Origin of the sequence: Polycladidibacter hongkongensis, from assembly GCF_001561995.1 — a bacterium.
Classification (GTDB): domain Bacteria; phylum Pseudomonadota; class Alphaproteobacteria; order Rhizobiales; family Stappiaceae; genus Pseudovibrio; species Pseudovibrio hongkongensis.
The window spans coordinates 72,706-90,235 of sequence record NZ_LLWC01000036.1 but is presented as its reverse complement, the minus strand read 5'-3'; the positions used below and the strand labels follow the sequence as shown (position 1 = coordinate 90,235).

Annotated in this window: 14 protein-coding genes; 9 read left to right on the top strand and 5 right to left on the bottom strand. The window is 55.3% G+C overall.

The window, feature by feature from the left end; translation table 11 throughout:
- Nucleotides 1-36 precede the first annotated feature (36 nt).
- From AYK82_RS15600 to AYK82_RS15590, 3 genes are all read left to right on the top strand, one after another.
- Nucleotides 37-3,828: an SEL1-like repeat protein gene (locus AYK82_RS15600; RefSeq protein ID WP_068318118.1), complete on the top strand. Its 3,792-nt coding sequence runs from the start codon at nucleotides 37-39 to the stop codon at nucleotides 3,826-3,828.
- A gap of 308 nt (nucleotides 3,829-4,136) precedes the next feature.
- Nucleotides 4,137-5,066 carry a sulfite exporter TauE/SafE family protein gene (locus tag AYK82_RS15595; protein WP_068318115.1) on the top strand — a complete coding sequence of 310 codons (930 nt, stop codon included), beginning with the start codon at nucleotides 4,137-4,139 and terminating at the stop codon, nucleotides 5,064-5,066.
- Nucleotides 5,066-5,842: a TIGR02186 family protein gene (locus tag AYK82_RS15590; protein WP_208976521.1), complete on the top strand. Its 777-nt coding sequence runs from the start codon at nucleotides 5,066-5,068 to the stop codon at nucleotides 5,840-5,842. Before AYK82_RS15595 ends, AYK82_RS15590 begins: the two co-directional genes overlap by 1 nt.
- 12 nt (nucleotides 5,843-5,854) lie before the next feature.
- Here the strand turns inward: AYK82_RS15590 and pdeM are convergent, their stop codons facing one another.
- Together pdeM and AYK82_RS15580 are read right to left on the bottom strand one after the other, a co-directional pair.
- Complete coding sequence (gene pdeM / locus AYK82_RS15585) at nucleotides 5,855-6,577, bottom strand: ligase-associated DNA damage response endonuclease PdeM (protein ID WP_082733986.1); 723 nt, start codon at nucleotides 6,575-6,577, stop codon at nucleotides 5,855-5,857.
- Between the two features lie 50 nt (nucleotides 6,578-6,627).
- Complete coding sequence (locus AYK82_RS15580) at nucleotides 6,628-9,168, bottom strand: ligase-associated DNA damage response DEXH box helicase (protein ID WP_244265781.1); 2,541 nt, start codon at nucleotides 9,166-9,168, stop codon at nucleotides 6,628-6,630.
- Between the two features lie 147 nt (nucleotides 9,169-9,315).
- On the opposite strand from AYK82_RS15580, the gene AYK82_RS15575 reads away from it, so the two are divergent.
- The 5 genes from AYK82_RS15575 to AYK82_RS15555 all read left to right on the top strand — a co-directional run bounded on the left by AYK82_RS15575 (nucleotide 9,316) and on the right by AYK82_RS15555 (nucleotide 13,879).
- On the top strand, nucleotides 9,316-10,332 hold the full coding sequence (locus AYK82_RS15575; RefSeq protein ID WP_068318113.1) for a ligase-associated DNA damage response exonuclease: 1,017 nt from the start codon (nucleotides 9,316-9,318) through the stop codon (nucleotides 10,330-10,332).
- A gap of 177 nt (nucleotides 10,333-10,509) precedes the next feature.
- Nucleotides 10,510-10,902 carry a nuclear transport factor 2 family protein gene (locus AYK82_RS15570; RefSeq protein WP_068318110.1) on the top strand — a complete coding sequence of 131 codons (393 nt, stop codon included), beginning with the start codon at nucleotides 10,510-10,512 and terminating at the stop codon, nucleotides 10,900-10,902.
- Between the two features lie 69 nt (nucleotides 10,903-10,971).
- On the top strand, nucleotides 10,972-12,594 hold the full coding sequence (locus AYK82_RS15565) for a hypothetical protein (RefSeq protein ID WP_068318107.1): 1,623 nt from the start codon (nucleotides 10,972-10,974) through the stop codon (nucleotides 12,592-12,594).
- A 41-nt stretch (nucleotides 12,595-12,635) separates the two neighbouring features.
- Entirely contained in the window at nucleotides 12,636-13,277 is a 642-nt protein-coding gene (locus AYK82_RS15560) for a 2-hydroxychromene-2-carboxylate isomerase (protein WP_068318104.1), read from the top strand.
- A 32-nt stretch (nucleotides 13,278-13,309) separates the two neighbouring features.
- On the top strand, nucleotides 13,310-13,879 hold the full coding sequence (locus AYK82_RS15555; RefSeq protein WP_068318101.1) for a hypothetical protein: 570 nt from the start codon (nucleotides 13,310-13,312) through the stop codon (nucleotides 13,877-13,879).
- Between the two features lie 85 nt (nucleotides 13,880-13,964).
- Here AYK82_RS15555 and AYK82_RS15550 read toward each other — a convergent pair whose 3' ends face one another.
- From AYK82_RS15550 to AYK82_RS15540, 3 genes are all read right to left on the bottom strand, one after another.
- Complete coding sequence (locus AYK82_RS15550) at nucleotides 13,965-14,831, bottom strand: acyl-CoA thioesterase (protein ID WP_068318096.1); 867 nt, start codon at nucleotides 14,829-14,831, stop codon at nucleotides 13,965-13,967.
- A gap of 60 nt (nucleotides 14,832-14,891) precedes the next feature.
- Nucleotides 14,892-15,782, bottom strand: coding sequence for an alpha/beta hydrolase (locus tag AYK82_RS15545; RefSeq protein ID WP_208976520.1), 891 nt, complete (start codon nucleotides 15,780-15,782; stop codon nucleotides 14,892-14,894).
- Nucleotides 15,783-15,886: 104 nt separating this feature from the next.
- The gene (locus tag AYK82_RS15540; RefSeq protein WP_068318091.1) at nucleotides 15,887-16,258 is read right to left on the bottom strand and encodes a hypothetical protein; all 372 of its coding nucleotides are present in this window, start codon (nucleotides 16,256-16,258) and stop codon (nucleotides 15,887-15,889) included.
- A gap of 502 nt (nucleotides 16,259-16,760) precedes the next feature.
- Between AYK82_RS15540 and AYK82_RS15535 the strand changes: the two genes are divergently transcribed.
- The gene (locus tag AYK82_RS15535) at nucleotides 16,761-17,423 is read left to right on the top strand and encodes a response regulator (protein WP_068318800.1); all 663 of its coding nucleotides are present in this window, start codon (nucleotides 16,761-16,763) and stop codon (nucleotides 17,421-17,423) included.
- Nucleotides 17,424-17,530: the final 107 nt, after the last annotated feature.

The following is a 17,530-nucleotide window of genomic DNA, read 5'->3' as shown; positions in this document are numbered from 1 at the left end:
GGGGGCTTTAAAAAAACATCAGGTGGGTGAAGGTCCATGACCAGCAGATCAAACAGGCAGCAGCGCAGCACCAAAGAGCTTCTCTTGGAAGCTTTGCGCCTTGGCGATCAGACAGATACGCGCGCGCCTGCCCTTGATGAGGCCTTTGCCACCTCCGACCCGCAGGTGAACAGCCTACTTAGTGCGCTGCGCCAGCGATCTGCGCCAGCGCGGGACAGTTTGGCAGGAACGCGGGCATCCACATCATCACAGCTGGACGAAATCGCAAGCGCTTTGGAAAGCCTGCTGGACAATCCCGCACCAGCGCAGCAACACAGTGCGACCGCTTACGCGCCTGCACACCCGTACTCTGATACACAGCACCACGGGGTGCAGAGTGAGGCAAAAACTACATTTGATCCTATGGCGAAGCGCCGCGCAGAAACGCCGCGCAATCAGCGCTTGTACAGCCAATTGCCCGAGCAGCATGAGGCCTACCCGGTGCCGCGCCGCTACTCCTCGATTTCCGAAGAAATTCGCCAGCCAAGCTTGAAGCCTGATGCAGCTCACACAACGCGGGAACAAGGGTCAGACCCTTTGCAGGAGCTGGATACACTGATCGCCCGCTTGGAAAAGAACAAGCAGGGCAGGGTCAAAGCTGGCAAGCTTCGTGGTAAACTGCAAGACCTGCGCGAGCAGCTTGAACCCGCCCACACAGCGCAAAGCGTGGAGCAGCTCAAAGATGAATATGATGCAACCACTCAGCGCCTGGAGGTAATAGCGCGCGAACGCGTCGACCCAGCAATCCAAGAGCTACTTGAAAAGCGATTGGACGAGTTGAGCCTGCTTGTCTCCGAGTTGCCACAGGCAGGGCAACTCATAGCAATGGAAAGCCGCCTCCAGCATCTGCAAGAGCGGCTGGAATATGTCGCCGCACGTGCGGACACCCAAGCACTTGAGCACCTGCACAACGACGTGCAGCAGCTAGAAAAAACTATCACCGGCATGAACCCAGAGCCGCTACTGGGAGAAATCGACAAGCGCCTACGCTTCCTGACACAACGCATGGACGAGCTGGAGCACTTTACAGCCATGCAGCGTGACATACAAACCCGGCTTGTACGGGTAGAACAACAGCTGCCTGCCGAAGGGACGCTGGAGCGTATCTGCTCGCACATGTCTACGCTCTCCAACCATTTGGAAGAGCGCGATGGATCCTATGAGGCAGTGCAACGCGCCGAGGCCCGTTTGCTGCAAGATCTAAACGGCATTCGTGATCAGCTAAACCGTATAGAGCGGACACCGGCGTCGGTATCTAGCCACCGCGATGACTTTGCTGCCCTTGAAAGCCGTTTGGACCAGTTCACTCAGCATCTGGAGCAAATGGAGGCAAAGCTGGCCGGTGTTTCGGCAAAGGACGAGATGCAAGTCGAGCTACTCCAACAGCTTGCAGGCAAGCTGGACCGGCTGGAACAAACCAACATCGCGGCGCTGTCTAATCAGGTAGAGCCGGAGTTGCTGCTCAAAATATCAGCCGAGTTGCAGCGGGTTTCTGCCAAGATTGATCAACTGCCAACCACGCAAGAGCTGCAGGGCCAGATCGACAATGTGGTTGCGGCTCTCGCAAATCCGCGAGGCTTTGAAGAAGATGGCGCGCTGGAGCGGATCGAGATGCAGGTTCGTGCTCTTGCCGACATGGTGGAAGCCGGCAACGCCAATATAGAATTACTGGGTGTTCAGAGCGCCGCGGCTTCGGAAAAGAGCGTTCAGGCAACAGCTGCAATACAGGTTGTCGACAGCGCCCTTGGGGGACTACAAGCTGATATGCAAGCGCTGAAGCTGATGGCGCAAAGCGACAGCGAAGAGCCCCACCAGCTCGATAACATGGAGGCAATGCTACAACGTATTGTCACGCATCTGGATGAACTGGAAGCAGCCGAAGCAGCTGATGCATCCCATGCTGGCGCTCCGGACCTTGCTGACCTTGGCCAAATCGGGCAGGAGCATGAGAAGTTTGTTGGCGACAGCCAAGTCCGCAACATCATTGCCGCGTTAACAAAGCACAAGGCAGGCGAGAGCGAAGAAGAAACACAATCAGCCGCACCTCAGGAACAGCAAGCCGCTCTGGAGCCGGGTGAGGCGGCATTGCAGCAAATGGCCTCATTTGTCGAGACGCCGAGCACACATACAACGGCACTATCGGCTGAAGACCAAACAGGGCCGCTCTACGAGCAGCCTCAAGAAGAGCAATCGCAAGCGCTAGAGCACCAAGCATCAGAGCAACAACTGCAAGAACCAACCGCATCCACTTACGCGGCGGACCAAGAGCACACAGACGAAGAGCGCGCCGCTATTGATCCGGTGTTGGATCAACAAACGCCGGATATGTCGCAAGCCGCCGCTCTGGACACCGCAGCAGATCTTAAAGCCCTTGGGGCAACGGGCGATGTCGCAGGTTTCGCAATTGAAGAAACCAATGCGCTTGTCGAGATGGGGGCAGCCAGCCCGCGTCTGGATGAACAAAGCGCGGCAGAGGCCAGAGCCGAAGCGGATCGCAAGGCGGAGTACATTGCCGCCGCGCGTCGCGCTGCCCAAGCTGCTGCTGCAGAAGTTGCGGCCAGCCGCGAACGCGAATTGCCAGAACATGAAGAGGAAGAGGAAGACGGCCAGAAAAAACGACGTGCGCGCCGCCTTTCCGACTACCTAAAACGCAAAGAAGAGCCAACCCCTGAACACATTGCCATACCCGACGGTTTCTTGAGGCGCAAAGATGAGGCAGCCCCCTCAGAGGCGGCCGATGAGGATGAGGGGGACGACACTAAGCCAACCAAATTTGGCCGGCGTAAAGCAGTTTTGTTGACAACTGCCGCGCTCCTCATTGCTATGGGAACCATGCAGGTCTTCGGCGTTTTTGGAAGCGATACGGATGTCAGCGCGACCCTTGGCAATACCCTGTCGCCAAGGGCCATGGACACCCCGCAATCTGCATTGCCAGAAGAGAAGCAATTTGGTGCTGCCACGGGTATTTTTCCCGCAGAGCTGCTCGCTGGTAATTGGCAATCAGTCACACCTGCTTTGCAGCGGCCATCCTTACAGGGAACGACGGCCTTTGCGCAAGCGGCAGCAAATAGACAAGCCCATTTTGCTGTCGCTAAAGCAGAGGTAAACCCGCAGCAGGAGACCTACAAGCAGCTGGTCGCAGCGTTACCGCAATCCGCCAAAGGGGCTGATCTCTCGGCTGCTTTGGAGAGCAAGGACCCGCTTGCCCAATTCCAGATTGGTCTGTGGTATTCAAGCGGCACTAATCTGCCAAAAGATGATAGCGCCGCTGCCACGTGGTACAGCTATGCAGCTGAAGGCGGCTTGGCCGTCGCGCAATATCGCCTCGCCAGCTCCTATGAGCGTGGCTTGGGGCTAGTGCGGGATATTGAGGCTGCTGAATTCTGGTATTCCGCATCTGCCAAGCAGGGCAATATCAAAGCCATGCACAACCTTGCGGTCATGTATGCCAGTGGCACCAAGGGAGAGCCGGATTTTGATAGGGCTGCCTATTGGTTCCAGCTAGCAGCGGAAGCGGGAAACAAAGACAGTCAGTTTAATCTGGCGATGCTCTATGCCCGCGGCCTTGGCAAGGTGCAGGATCTGGTTGCTTCCTATAAGTGGTTTGCCCTTGCCGGAGCGGCAGGCGACCAAGAAGCTCAGGCCAAGCGCGCCGAGATTGCGAAATTGCTCACCGCGCAGCAGTTGTCCAATGCGAAACGGCAGACCTCGTCCTTCCAGCGCAACAGCGCAAACGAGTCGGCCAATGTCCCGCAGCTACCGCGCACATGGGTTGCCCAGCTCTCCTAAGCATCTCATAATCGAAATCAATGCCAACAGGTGTGGTTGCAAAGCCACACCTGTTTTTTGTCAGGGAGTGACTGATTTTTAGTTAAACAACAATTGACTATGTAGCTTTCGAGCTTTTTTTGCTGCCGCATAATCAACCAGCTGCATGTTTGAACCAAGGTGTTTTGCCCATCGATGCCGCATTGGCGGCTTCCCCCATTGACACCTGCAGGGTTTTGGCGCTTAAACCTACTAGCTTTCCCGCTATGGCTTTTCATTTTTTAATGATTTTCGCCTATCATTCGCCCAAATAATTCATTGGTGCTGCCTTGCAACTTTACCTGCCGATTGCGGAAATACCAGTCAATATCTTTGTCATCTTTGGGATGGGTGGCACTGTTGGGTTCTTGTCCGGCCTGTTTGGCATCGGGGGCGGATTTCTCTTAACGCCGCTGTTAATCTTTTCCGGCATTCCGCCCGCTGTTGCGGTGGCCACCGTCACCACCCAGATTGTTGCCTCATCAACTTCGGGGGTAATTGCTTATTGGCGGCAAAAAGCAATCGATCTAAAGCTCGCCTTCGTGCTTTTGTGCTCCGGAGTTATCGGTTCTGCGCTGGGCGTTTGGCTTTTTGGGATTCTGCAGCGCCTTGGCCAGCTGGATCTGGTTATCTCTCTTAGCTATGTGACCTTTCTTGGCTCCATTGGCGGGCTTATGCTGGTTGAATCGATTAAAGCAATGATGCGCCGTCGCTCTGGCGATGCGCCTGTTGCGCGAAAACCCGGGCAACACAGCTGGGTGCACGGCCTGCCGATGAAAATGCGCTTTCGCCGCTCCAAGCTATATGTATCCGTGTTTCCCATTTTCGCCATTGGCTCCATAATCGGCTTCTTGGGTTCGGTACTTGGCATTGGCGGCGGGTTTATGATGGTCCCTGCGTTGATTTACTTGCTGCGCGTGCCAACCAGTATCGTCATTGGCACCAGCCTGCTGCAAATTCTGGTGACCATGTCAGCCGCCACCATCATGCACTCTTACAACACCCAGACCGTGGATATCGTTCTGGCGTTGACTTTGATGATTGGCGGCGTGATCGGCGCACAACTCGGCGCACGCATCGGGCAGAAACTGCGCGGTGAGCAGCTGCGCCTCTTGCTGGCTCTGCTCGTGCTTGGGGTGGGGCTGCGCTTTGCGGTTAACCTCGTGCTTGAGCCGGAAGATCCTTATTCTGTCGTGGTTGTCGACGGGGAGAATGCCTAATGCATATGCTCGCCTCCTTCCTCTGCCTGATAAGCCTGTTCTCGCTATCGATCATCAGCGCGCGGGCAGAAAGCCTTGTATCGGCTATATCCTCGCCCACCGTCTCAATCACCTCAAACTTTACCGGTGCAGATATTCTGGTGTTTGGCGAGGTTAATCGCGACGCCGCCAGCGTGGCACGCGCCAACGACAACGAGTTGATCGTGGTCGTGGAAGGCCCGCCAGAGCGCATGACCACTTGGCGTAAAGAACGTCTTGCCGGTATCTGGATCAACGCCACCTCCAGCACCTATGCTGGCGTACCATCGTTCTATGCTGTTCACGCCTCCACCCCACTGACCGTGGTTGCCGGGGAGCAAACGCTAAAAGAGCAGCGCATCGGCTTACAAAACTTGCCGCTTGCGCCCATTGCCTCAGGCGAAATGACCCGCAACGAGCGTAAGGTGTTCCGCGATGCGCTCATTCGCAAACGCGAGGAAATTGGCCTGTTTGTTGAAAAAAGCGAGGCTATCAAGTTTCTCAGCCCCACCCTTTTTGCCACCAATGTCGAGCTGCCCTCCAACATCGCAGTTGGAGAGTACACGATCACCACCTACCTATTTAATGGGCAAGTGCTTTTACACCAGCAACAACAAAAACTGCATATTGCTAAGGAAGGCTTTGAGCAGCACACTTTTTCGCTCTCACGCCAGCAGCCTTTGCTCTATGGAATTCTGGCCGTTGCCTTGGCTCTGTTTACAGGTTGGTTGGCAGGTATAATCTTCCGCAAAGACTAACGCTGATCGCGCTTAAGCCGAAGTTGGAGATCTAAAGCGCCGTGACGCAATACGGGCCCCGTCTTGCACGAGCGCTCGCGGGTGGACGTTGTAGAGCTGTTCCTGCCCCAGCATCACCACACCTTTTAAGCGTGTTTGCGTTGTGAACACGCTGGTAAACGCCTCATCGAGGAGGTTGAGCCCACCAGTGAACGCACCAAACGCCGGTAAAACCAGCAGTTGGTCACTATAGGCAAAACACCGCCGCCGTACCGAACGCCCCATACGGCGAATTTTCGCCGCTGGGTGGTAGTGACCGCAGATTTGCAGTGTGTCGCCTTGAGAGATCGCGGTTGGCTCGTGCCGCAGTTGTAAGGCACCAATGGCCAGCTCATGGAGTTGCCGTCTGTCCATGCCCCCACCGATCTGCGCATCGTGATTGCCAAGTATCCAGACCCAGTCTCGCCCTTGTTGCATCAGTTTCAGCTGTTCTTTGGCTGCTTGAGGCAACTGTGGCGCACTGTCAGGCCTGTGAAAGCTGTCCCCAAGGCACACAACTTGCACAGGCTGTAGCCGCTGCACCACATCAGCCAGCCGTTGCAGCGTGGCATGGCTGTCGTAAGGCGGCAGCATCACCCCGGCTTGGGCAAAAGCGGCCGCCTTGCCCAGATGCAAGTCACTCACCACCAACACACGAGCAGCAGGCAGCCACAAGGCGCCTTCATAGAGCAGTGATAACTCGGTCTCACCAAACATTAAGGGGAGCGACTGGCCGGAGGTTGCCGACGGAGCATATAAGCAAGTTGTTATAGCGAAGCCTCCTGATAGAGCATGGCCGCCTCGTCTTGCAACAGGGCCTCTTCAGCACTGCCATAAACGGGCTCCTTGCCAATTTCAAGGATGAGTGGCACCGCCAACGGCGACACTCTGGGCAAATGCTGATGCGTGATATTACCTTGGATGCGCTGCAGAAAATCACCCAGCCGCCGAATGTCAAGCAGCCCGCGTGCCGCATCTTGCCACGTGGCCTCCAGCAATAGATGCTCTGGCTCGTGCGAGCGCAGCACATCATAGATGAGATCAGCAGACATGGTCACTTGTCGCCCGCTTTTGTGCGCGCCGGGGAAGCGCCGCTCAATCAGGCCAGAAACCACGGCACAATTGCGAAAGGTGCGCTTCATCAAACCGCTTTCCGCCAACCATGCATCCAGATCATCACCCAGCAGATCAGGCTCCAGTAAGTTGGCAAGCGCCAGTTCTCCAGCTTGAATGGCCGCTCCCATGTCTTGCCTTGCCCAAATCGCCAGCGAATATTCAGTGGCAACAAAACCAAGTGGTTGTAATCCCCAACGCTCCAGTCGCCGTGTCAGCAGCATGCCAAGTGTCTGGTGTGCCATGCGCCCTTCAAACGGATAAAGCACCAGAAAATGGTTACCCCCGCGGGCAAACGTCTCCACCAGCAACCCTGTCGCCGTGGGCAACTGCGATTTTTCCTGCTGCAACTGCAACCAATCACGCACCTGTTCAGGTAGAGCCGCCCATGCGTCCGGTTGAGCCACGATCTTGCGCACACGCGCTGCCAAATAGCTGGACAAGGGAAACTTGCCCCCCTGATACGCAGGGATTTTCGGCGCATCGGCTTTAGAGCGCGATGCATAGGCTTCATTCTCGCGAATGCCCTCAAAAGCGAGGATCTCGCCGCCAAATAGAAAACTATCTCCCTGTGTCAGCTTCTCAAGAAAACCTTCTTCAATACTGCCAAGCACCCGTCCCCCCCGTCCCAATGGCCGCTTGCCACGCCGGGCTGAAGAGCCCACCAGCCGCAGTGTAAGGACCGGAGCCTCGACAATCGTGCCACTGTTAAGGCGGTACTGCTGCGCCAGTTTGGGGTGTCGCAGTGAATAATGGCCGTTTTTGTCCTGTCGTAGCTTGGCAAAGCGCTCATAGGCTTTCAAGGCGTAACCACCCGTGGCCACAAAATCCAATGTACGTTGCAGCAAGTCTTTGCTGACAAAGCGATAACTGTAGGCCTCGGTGATCTCCCTGTGCAACGCGCGCATATCAAGTGGCCCGCTGCAAGCCAGTCCCATCACGTGTTGCGCCAAAACATCCAGCCCGCCCTGCCGCGGTCCCGCGCTGTCTTGTGCGCCTGCGCGCAGGGCCTCCACCGCGGCTTCGCACTCAAGAACTTCCAGCCGGTTGGAAGGAACAATCACGGCCTTGGAGGGTGTATCCATCCTGTGGTTGGCGCGGCCAATACGCTGCGCCATACGGCTTGCGCCTTTGGGCGCGCCCATCTGGATAACCAGATCAATATCCCCCCAGTCGAGCCCCAGATCGAGCGAGGAGGTGCACACCACTGCCTTGAGTTTCCCCGCCGCCATGGCAGCCTCGACCTTGCGCCGCTGCCCCACATCCAGCGAACCGTGATGTAGGGCGATGGGCAGGTTGTCCTCGTTCATTTGCCACAGAGATTGGAACACCATCTCCGCCTGCGAGCGCGTATTGACGAACACCAGCGACATGCGATGCTGTTTAAGCAGCCCGTACACATCATCATAGGCATATCGGCAGGAGTGCCCGGCAAACGGGATCCAAGCGGCACTGCGCAAGATGTCCACGTGTGGCGGCGCGCCTACCTCTGCCTCCACGAGTGCTGCAAGCTTGGGCGGGCTATCTGCGTCAAGCGCTGCTTGCGGCTGCAAATAGGCGCGCAGACCCGTAACATCCGCCACCGTTGCCGATAGCCCGATCCGTCGGCTCTCTGGCGCCAGCCGCTGCAGCCGTGCCAACGCCAATGCCAGCAGGTCCCCGCGCTTGGAAGTAACCAGCTCGTGCAACTCGTCCAGAACCACATAGCGCAGCTGCGAGAAAATGCGGTGGCTCGCTTTGTCGCTGAGCAGCAGAGAAATTTGCTCCGGGGTGGTGAGGAGAATGTCGGGCGGGCGCAGCTTCTGGCGCTGGCGTTTGCTCACCGGGGTATCGCCTGTGCGGGTCTCCACCCGTATCGGTAGCTCCATCTGCGCAATCGGCATCTCTAGATTGCGCGCGATATCGGTGGTCAGCGCTTTAAGCGGCGATATGTAAAGCGTGTGCGGGCCACGCCGCGCGGCAGCCTCGTCCTTGCTTTGCGTGCTCAGCTCCACAAGACTGGGCAGGAAACCGGCCAAAGTCTTGCCCGCGCCCGTTGGCGCGATCAACAGTGCATGCGCACCGCGCTGGACCGCACCAAGCAAGCGGAGCTGATGCGGCCGCGCTTGCCAGCCCCGCGCGGCAAACCATCGCTCAAACACCGCTGGCAGGTCTTTGGGCTGCTGCTCAGGCAAAAGGGGAGGGCGCTCTAGCAAACTTGATAATCCCGAAGGTCCTTTGTTATTCTCGTGAGGGTTAAGATAGCGGTTTGTGGCGCAAATGCCAGCGCATAGGGCGAGGGGCTCTTTTCACTAGCCCTAAAGAACCAGTGCCAAAAAGCCAGTGCACCAAAAGGAAAGCAGATGTCCAAGGCTTTACCGCAGAACCTGTTGGTGAACACCGCTGCCGGTCTTTATTGTCCGCAGGCGGATGTGCATATCGATCCCGTGCGCAAGGTCGCCCGTGCGATTGTCACCCATGCCCACGCCGATCATGCACGCGCGGGCCACGGGCAGGTGTGGGCAACGCCAGAGACACTGGCGATTATGCAAGTGCGCTTGGGTAAAAACTTCGCAGGTGAAAGGCACCCGTTGGCACTGGGGCGCAGCTGCGATCTTGGCAGCATCAGCATGAGCCTGCACAGCGCCGGGCACGTGCTTGGCTCTGCGCAAGTTCTCTTGCAATCCGCGACGCACCGCACGGTGATTTCAGGTGATTTTAAACGCCGAGCAGATCCGACGACCGCCCCTTTCGAGCTGGTACGCTGCGATACATTTGTAACCGAGGCAACCTTTGCCAATCCCTTGTATCAGATGCCCGGCGAACAGCAGGAGCTAGACAGGCTCATAAAGTCGCTGCGTTTGTTCCCTCAGGCGCATCATCTTATCGAAGCCTACTCCCTGGGCAAAAGCCAGCGGATGATTGCCCTGCTGCGTGCGCGCGGCATCACCCGGCCGATTTATCTGGACACCGCAACGTTAGCTATTGCGCAAATCTACACAAGTTTTGGTGTGCATCTGGGGCAGCTGCGTCCGCTAGCCCAAGCCCCGGTGCACGAGCACCCAGTGCTTGCCCTTTGCCCGCCACAAAGCAAACAGGCGGCTGATTTGCGCAGCTCAGGTAGAAAACTGCGCCTTGCCTCTGCATCAGGCTGGCTGTTGGCGGGGAAGCGGGCAAAAAACACCGCCTCGCACATCCCCATGGCCATATCCGACCATGCGGACTGGCCTGAACTTTGCCAGACAATTGAGGAATGCGGTGCAAAAGAAATCCTTGTGACCCATGGAGATCCTTTCGCCCTGCAACGTTGGGGCCAGTTGCGACAGCTGAACGTCTCGCCCCTTACCAAATTGCCAAGTCTGGACACTGAGGCCATGTAACGCCATGCGCAGTAGCTATTGCGCAGTATTTCATATGAGCCCCTGTGCCTAACTGCGTGCGATCACATAAATAAATGGGTTTCCTGATAAAAACGGTTTCCTTCGTGAAGGGAGACTGGCACAATCTGTTTAGGCATGGTTCGCCGCCAAGCGAACCGCACTATGGGATATTGAGTTATGAGTGATTTCCATAAGGACGAACAAGGCATTTCCGAGCTTTTCGAGCGCTACGCCGATGGCTATGACGACTATTCCTTGTCGGCGATTCTCTCCTGTTTTACCTTCCCCTGTGTTATTTGGCAGGCGGATAAGGGCCATATATTTGAAGATGAAGACCAGATGACCGAGAATATTCAGGCACTTCTGGATGTCTATGAAGATAATAACATTGCCCAGTCAATCTATGAGGAAGTGGATCTGTACGTCCAGCCAACTGCAGCAACCATCACCCTCGATTGGCAGCAGGAAGATGAAGAAGGCGAACCTGTTTTCGACTTTACCTGCCACTACAATCTGGTCAGAATTGGTCGGGACTGGAAAATTGCGTCCATCGTAAATGAACCGTCCTAACGCCTTATAGCTGAAAGTGCAGGAGCGCTGCGGTAAGCGCGGATAAAACGGTGACAGGAGGAAAGCCACTTGCACCGTTTTCTTGAGCTATGTGCTGCTCTTGCCACGTGTGGTGATGCGCACGAGCGCAGCGCTTACCTCAGTGACTATCTGCAGGATTTGGAACAGGAAGAGCTCGCCGCCGCCCTTGCTGTGCTCGGTGGCCGTTTTACACCGGCGCTGCGTCTCTCGGCCGCTGCCCTAAAAAAAGCCGCGTTACAGCTCGTCGATGCAGACCTGCTGGCACTTGCGCATGCGCAGGCCAGCGATTGGTTAGAGGCAATTGCATTTTCCCTTGGCGGCGAAAATACGAGGTTCCCTGTTTCCATAACCACAGGCGGCGCCTCTATAGGTAAAAACAAATTAAGTGACGCAAGCCTTGGAAGATGGCTTGGAGTTTTATCACAGCGCCAAACAGCAATAGAACTCTTAGATAGCCTTACAGAAATACCCGCCCGCCAACGCCTTTTCATATTGCGCCTTGCAACAGTTTCCCCTTCGTCGCGGCGACCATTTGCTGTTGATCTAAGGGAGCTTTGGGAAGCTCTTGCACGCAGTTTCAATTCTATCCCAAGAGATATTGCCGCGCTTTGGCACCAACCAGACATAGATATGTTAGGGCTGGTCACGTGGTTGCATGAGCCCGTACATGCGCGAAAAGCCCCCTCTGCAAGTTGTTTTCGACTATGGCAATGGCCGAAGCAAGCAGCTGCTATAGCACCGGCAGCCGCAGATAACCTGCGCATTCCCGTTGGTATAGATTTGCAGTTACTGATTTGCGGCCCGGTCCATGCCGCGGCCTCTGGGCAGGGGGCACGGCTTTTTTCCATGCGCGGCGAAGAATTTTCAATGCCGCAGCACATCCTTCCTGAAGGCCTTTCCAAGCTTGAAAAGATGCCAAAGGCATGCACGCTTATCCTGCGCCTTGCGCATAAACTTCCAGAGCATAGCTCCCCAGCTGCCTTACAGGCCAGCTTGCGCAGAGCAAATGCAACAAAGACAGATGCAAGGCAGCAATGGCGCATCTATTTGTTAGATGTCTGGCAAGACAAGCAAGGCTGGCTTTCACTCGAAGTCCTTCGCCAGTTAAGGCAGTGCCTTGCTCAGATCGCCCCGCATTGGGTTGACGCAGCCGAGTGCCCGGCAAGCGCCAATTATGCGAACTTCATTATTGCAGATGTGGACGCCTCTAATGGTGAACAACTGCGTTTAGGGCAGCGTAAAGCGCCGCGGCGCCACATAACGGCACAGCTTATGCACCTCTATCAACCTGGGGGGCAGCTGCGCGCACCTGTGACACTCGTAGCGGGCCTGTGGCAAGAGGAGCAGACTTTGGTGCCACTGACCAAAGTGGAGGCGCAGCTGACCAACGAGGAGTGTGAGGCGTTGCGCCAGCATGTCAAAACCCACTGTGTCGCCCGCCATGGACCGCTGCGGGAACTGGCCCGGAACCCGGAAACGGCGGTTCGATTACGTCTTACATATGCGCAACTAAGTGCCGCACCCCGGCGGAAATGCAAGCTAAATCTGCATTTTGTCCAAGTTGAAAAGATTATATTCCCTAATGTTCAAGCTGATTTGGATTGCGCATCTGGAAACAACAAAAACAACCAGCTTTCTTCCTTGGAAAAGCTGCAGGATGAGTTAGGATAAAATCTCTCGAGGGGAGAATATAATTTAGGAACTAGCAAGTTATGGAAGAAAACAACGGGAAACCGGTTAAGATCATTACCTATTTTACCCTGATGTCGCCTTGGTCTTATTTTGGGCATCAACGTCTTGTTGATATGGCCACAAAGCTTGATGTTTCCATCGACTTTCGCCCCTGCAAACTAGGGGAAGTTGTTGTAAACGGCGGTGGGCAACCCTTGCCAAAACGCCACCCCAAGCGGCAATCCTACCGGTTTTTGGAACTGCAAAGAGCAAGCGAGGAATTTGGCGTTCCGCTCGTGTTGCGCCCTAAGCATTTCCCGACAGAAATTGCGCTTGCCGATAAATGCGCGATTGTACTGCAAGAAATGGCAGGTCCTGTCGCGCAGTTCTGCCAACATGCCTATCAAGGTGTCTGGGTTAATGAATTGGATCTTGCAAAACCCAAGACCCTTGCCAATTTACTTGAAACAGTTGGGGCAGAGGCAGAAGTCGTGATAGCCAAGGCATCTTCTGAAGCCGCTGAGCGGCAGTATCAGGCGAACACTGAGGCTGCGATGGCCGGCGGGGTGTTTGGCGCGCCAAGCTACCTCTGGCAGGGTGAGTTGTTCTGGGGGCAAGATCGCCTCGGGCAGCTGGAGCGGGCCATCGGCTCTGGGCGTACCCCTTTCACTGTGCCAAACTAGCTCAATCATTCAAAACAAGAGGAGGAGGGGACATGAGTGCCCGAACTAGTCTGAAACAAATCAGCCTGTTACTCATTGCCACTTGTGTGTTCTCCACCCTCGCCAGCGCGCAAGCTGACAAGCTGGAGCAGCGAGCCGGAGAGCAAGAAGCGGCAACGGGCTATTCTCTGCTGTCAACATCCGATGGTGTTGTGCGTATGGACAATGCCACTGGTGCGGTTTCGCTTTGTCGCCAACAAGGGGAAGATCTGATCTGCCGCCCGTCATTGGACGCCATGCAAACCTTGCAGCAAGAGTTGGACGGGCTGATACAGCAGAACCGCAACTTGCGGCTGGAAGTAAACGGTCTGCGCACTTTATTAAACGAAGCGGGAATTGCCGCGGGAGAAAACCTGCCGCCACCGCCAAAATCAAAGCAGGGCAAAGCTGAAACAGGCTCTTGGTATAGCGCTGATGATGAGAAGCGGCTGGATCAGGCCCTTGAATTCACGCAGAAAGCCATGCGCAGTTTTGCGCAGAGCATCAAGGAGCTGGAGAGAGAGTTCGCCGATGAAAAGCCATCGCCCGATACTCCAGAGAACCGGAGGCCACAGACGCAGTGATCTTTGCATGCAAAAACAAAAAAGCGGCGGGAAACCCCGCCGCCTTGAAAGTTTTTGCGCACACTGGTGACCGCGCCGCCGCCACTTAGCCCAACAGGGCGGTGATAGCGGCAGTGATATCTTTGTCCAATGGCACGATGGTGCGTTTGTCAAGATCCATCGCCATAACAACCATATCGCAAACCGCGGCGAGGCGGCGGGTGCGCTGCTCGAACACATGATGGCGCAGGTTAAAGCTGTTGCCGTTGACGCCGGTAAACGTACTCACAATGGCAACCATGTCACCGCTGGTGAGTGGGCTGATCCATGACAGCTTTTGTTCAACGGAAATACGGCCAAAGTCATTATCGTCTAGCCACTCGGTGGTCATCGGTGTCCGCTCCCAAGCATGGGCGGAGGCATCGCTGATGCAGGCCAAAACAAATGTGTCATCTGCTCGGCCAGAAACATCCAGGTGCCGTGGCAACACGGTGGCCCGACCAGTAATGAAAGCGCCGTTTTTCAACAGTTCGTCTTGTGTTGGTTTGCCCGAATAGGGGCTTGCAGGCAACGAGCGCGGCATAGCTGGCTCGCTTACCGAAGCTTCAAATCCGGCAAAACGCTGACGCAAGGACTTTGCAGCATTCGGGTTTGGGGTATACCCATCCACAGCAGTTGCGGCTAACTGACCGGTTGAGGCCTCCACCATCTCGTGCAGGATGCAAAACATGTGCGGTCCATCAAACGCTGCGTAGCTGTTTACCGTAACTGGTGACGCCGCGCGCAGTTCTGCGTGATAACGTACGTGCCGCACACGCCGCGCGCCAACCAGCGCTTCGGAAAAATCGCTCATCAGGCGAAACTGCCTGTCGGCCTCTTCGAAACGGGAAAAGTAGAACTGCACATTCATGTGGTCGTTCTCGTCGCATTCCCAAGTGTTCACAAAGCTTTGAAGTGTCTCTAAGGAGGCCATCTTATGTTCCTAAAGGTGCAAGCAATCGTCGGTATACACTGTCTGGCAACAAGCCGCAGGTCAAGCGCGCGTTGCAGGCAGCTGCCTATTCAAGAAGCTATCTATCCTTTGGTGACTTACTTTTGCAAGCCCTAGTGAAAAACTTTGAAAACAGTGGCAGCCGTGGGGATAAATATCGCATTGAACCGTGCCTCCTGCGGCGCGCAGTCTTGTGGCCAGAAACAGACTGTCATCAAACAGTGGATCTTCGATCCCAACGCTGACAAGCGTTGGCGGCAGACCTGCTAAATCTGCATATAGAGGCGACACATCTGGCAAGTGCCGATCTCCGCCAAGAGCCAGATAATGCGCAGCACAAAGTTGTATGTCCCGAGTTGTCAACACCAGTCGGTCAGCCCCCCAACGCCGCGCTGACGGCGTCATGTTGAGATCAAAAAGACCGCTGAATAGGCTCATAGCCCGAACTGCTTCAAGATCACCTGAATCGCGCAACCTGAGGGCCGTAACCAACGCCAAGGTCGCACCGGTGTTTTCGCCAATAAACCCCAGAAAACGCCAGCCATAAGCGCGGCGACCATCCTGACAGGCCCATCGCGCCGCTGCCTCGCAATCATCCGGGGCGCAGGGATAGGGGCACTCAGGGGCTAAACGATAAGCGACTGAGAGCACGTCAAGCCCGGTATTTTCGCAGAGTTCTTGCAGGCGGTTGTCTTGTAGATCTGTCGCGCCAAACACAAACCCGCCACCGTGAAAATGCAGCAACACGCCGCGTTCAGTGTCCTTGCGAACGAGAGATTTAGGCCGAAACAGACGCCCACGTAAACTATGGCTGCCTTGCGCAATCTTGATGTCCTGCCCAAAAGCTGTGTCCCTCTCCCCCATTAAAGCGCCCAGGCCAAGTAACCGTCGCTCCCGGGTTATCACCGGTGAAAAGCTCCAGGGATCAGGCAAGGCATTAAGCTTCCTACGGGTTGTCCGATTAAAATCCAGCGTCTCGCGTTGTATCTCTGGTGATACTGATACAATTCGTTCTTGGTAGGGCATCTGGGTAAGCCCTAAAGCAAAGGCGCGAGGCCTGCAGCCGCCCAGCAAATCACCGCGCACCAGCCAACCGGCCAACGTAGCTGCAAACAGGCCTTGGCTCTGGCCCTGCGATGGAGTTCAGATAGTTTCGTTCCCCGCTCGTGGCGCTCTGAAGTGCTCACCACAACGAAGCGGGCCCGATCGGATGGGTCGCCTTGCACTCCCTGTGAAAATTCTGCTGTGATTTGCAAAACACACAGCAGCAGCAACGCGGCACAACCAAGCGCCACATAAAAACTAGCGCCGCTTAAACCGCAAAGTGACAAAAGCAAAGCTGCTCCAAGAAGGGCGGAAAAGCTAATTTGAACGATGAGACCTTTTGCGTGTTGCTCTATTTTTTTCATCTCTCGACCCACTAATGAATACGCAATACTTGCTTTATGGCAGCATTCTTTCACTTTCCTGCAAACGCTAGTGAAAGGTAGTCACGCAGTAAACGACGCATTTATTTGCGCAGTAAAAATTAATAGAATTCAGCTTAATGGCATTAAATCTAGGGAAAAATGGCTGCCGGATAAAGCAAGTATAAGCTTATCTCAATCTAGGGTGGATGAAACTGCAAATATAAACTCAGAAAAAGCTTTGCTCCGCTGCAATTCGAGGGGCTAGGAGAAGGAACCTACTGAAATCTGTGTGAGATTTCGCTTGCCAGCTAGCAGGCATGCCCCTATCGTTGCATTGAGCGGCACAGTTTAATCTGAGCCGGCTTTTGGAGGTAGATGTCGGGGCGAGTTCTAATCCCTATTCCACATGAGCGTAAACCGCGATGCGGTTGAGGAGATGCGCGTGGAAGGGGCATTGGCAACTAAAAAAGCGTCACCGACGACAGAGGGGGAGGAGCATAGCGTGACAAGCGCCGCCCATCGTTTTTTAATAGCAGATGACCATCCGCTTTTTCGCGGAGCATTAAGGCAAGCCCTTGAGGCAATGTTCTCTAACCTCGAGATCATCGAGGGTGGTTCTTTGGAGGAAGTCACCACAGCCCTGGACACTTACGACGATATAGATCTCGTCTTGTTGGACTTGTCTATGCCTGGAATGCGCGGCTTTTCCGGCCTTATGTATTTGCGTGCACAATATGTGAGCGTACCGGTAATAGTCGTTTCTGCTACAGAAGAGACAACCGTGATCCGCAGCGCAATCGAGTTTGGTGCATCCGGTTACATCCCCAAATCTCTTGGTATTGAAGCCATGAAAACAGGGATTGCCGCTGTTCTGGAAGGCAATGTTTGGACACCGCCGGACGTCGACCTTTCCGTTGAAGACGAAGGGGCAAAAATGGCCCGTCGTCTCGCCAGTCTCACGCCGCAACAGGTGCGCGTGCTGATGATGCTCTCGCAAGGCCTATTGAACAAACAGATTGCCTATGAGCTTTCTGTTTCAGAGGCCACGGTGAAAGCGCATGTCTCGGCGATTTTGCAAAAGCTGGGCGTTGAAAGCCGCACACAAGCCGTTATCGCTGCCGCTAAAATTGAGGCCGGTCAGTGGCAGGCGATGGAAATGGCTTAGAAAGCATCGCCAACTTGTAAAATTTTTGCTGGCGTTGCGGAAGATCCGCAGCGCCTTTTTAATTGTACGTAACTTGCTACGCTGCAGCCAAGTTCGGTTCGGCCTCG

Bases quoted from the DNA above. Each gene is read 5' to 3' on its own strand.
- AYK82_RS15600 (WP_068318118.1), top strand. From the start codon at position 37: ATGACCAGCAGATCAAACAGGCAGCAGCGCAGCACCAAAGAGCTTCTC.
- AYK82_RS15590 (WP_208976521.1), top strand. From the start codon at position 5,066: ATGCATATGCTCGCCTCCTTCCTCTGCCTGATAAGCCTGTTCTCGCTA.
- pdeM (WP_082733986.1), bottom strand. From the start codon at position 6,577: ATGTTTGGTGAGACCGAGTTATCACTGCTCTATGAAGGCGCCTTGTGG.
- AYK82_RS15575 (WP_068318113.1), top strand. From the start codon at position 9,316: ATGTCCAAGGCTTTACCGCAGAACCTGTTGGTGAACACCGCTGCCGGT.
- AYK82_RS15570 (WP_068318110.1), top strand. From the start codon at position 10,510: ATGAGTGATTTCCATAAGGACGAACAAGGCATTTCCGAGCTTTTCGAG.
- AYK82_RS15560 (WP_068318104.1), top strand. From the start codon at position 12,636: ATGGAAGAAAACAACGGGAAACCGGTTAAGATCATTACCTATTTTACC.
- AYK82_RS15555 (WP_068318101.1), top strand. From the start codon at position 13,310: ATGAGTGCCCGAACTAGTCTGAAACAAATCAGCCTGTTACTCATTGCC.
- AYK82_RS15550 (WP_068318096.1), bottom strand. From the start codon at position 14,831: ATGGCCTCCTTAGAGACACTTCAAAGCTTTGTGAACACTTGGGAATGC.
- AYK82_RS15540 (WP_068318091.1), bottom strand. From the start codon at position 16,258: ATGAAAAAAATAGAGCAACACGCAAAAGGTCTCATCGTTCAAATTAGC.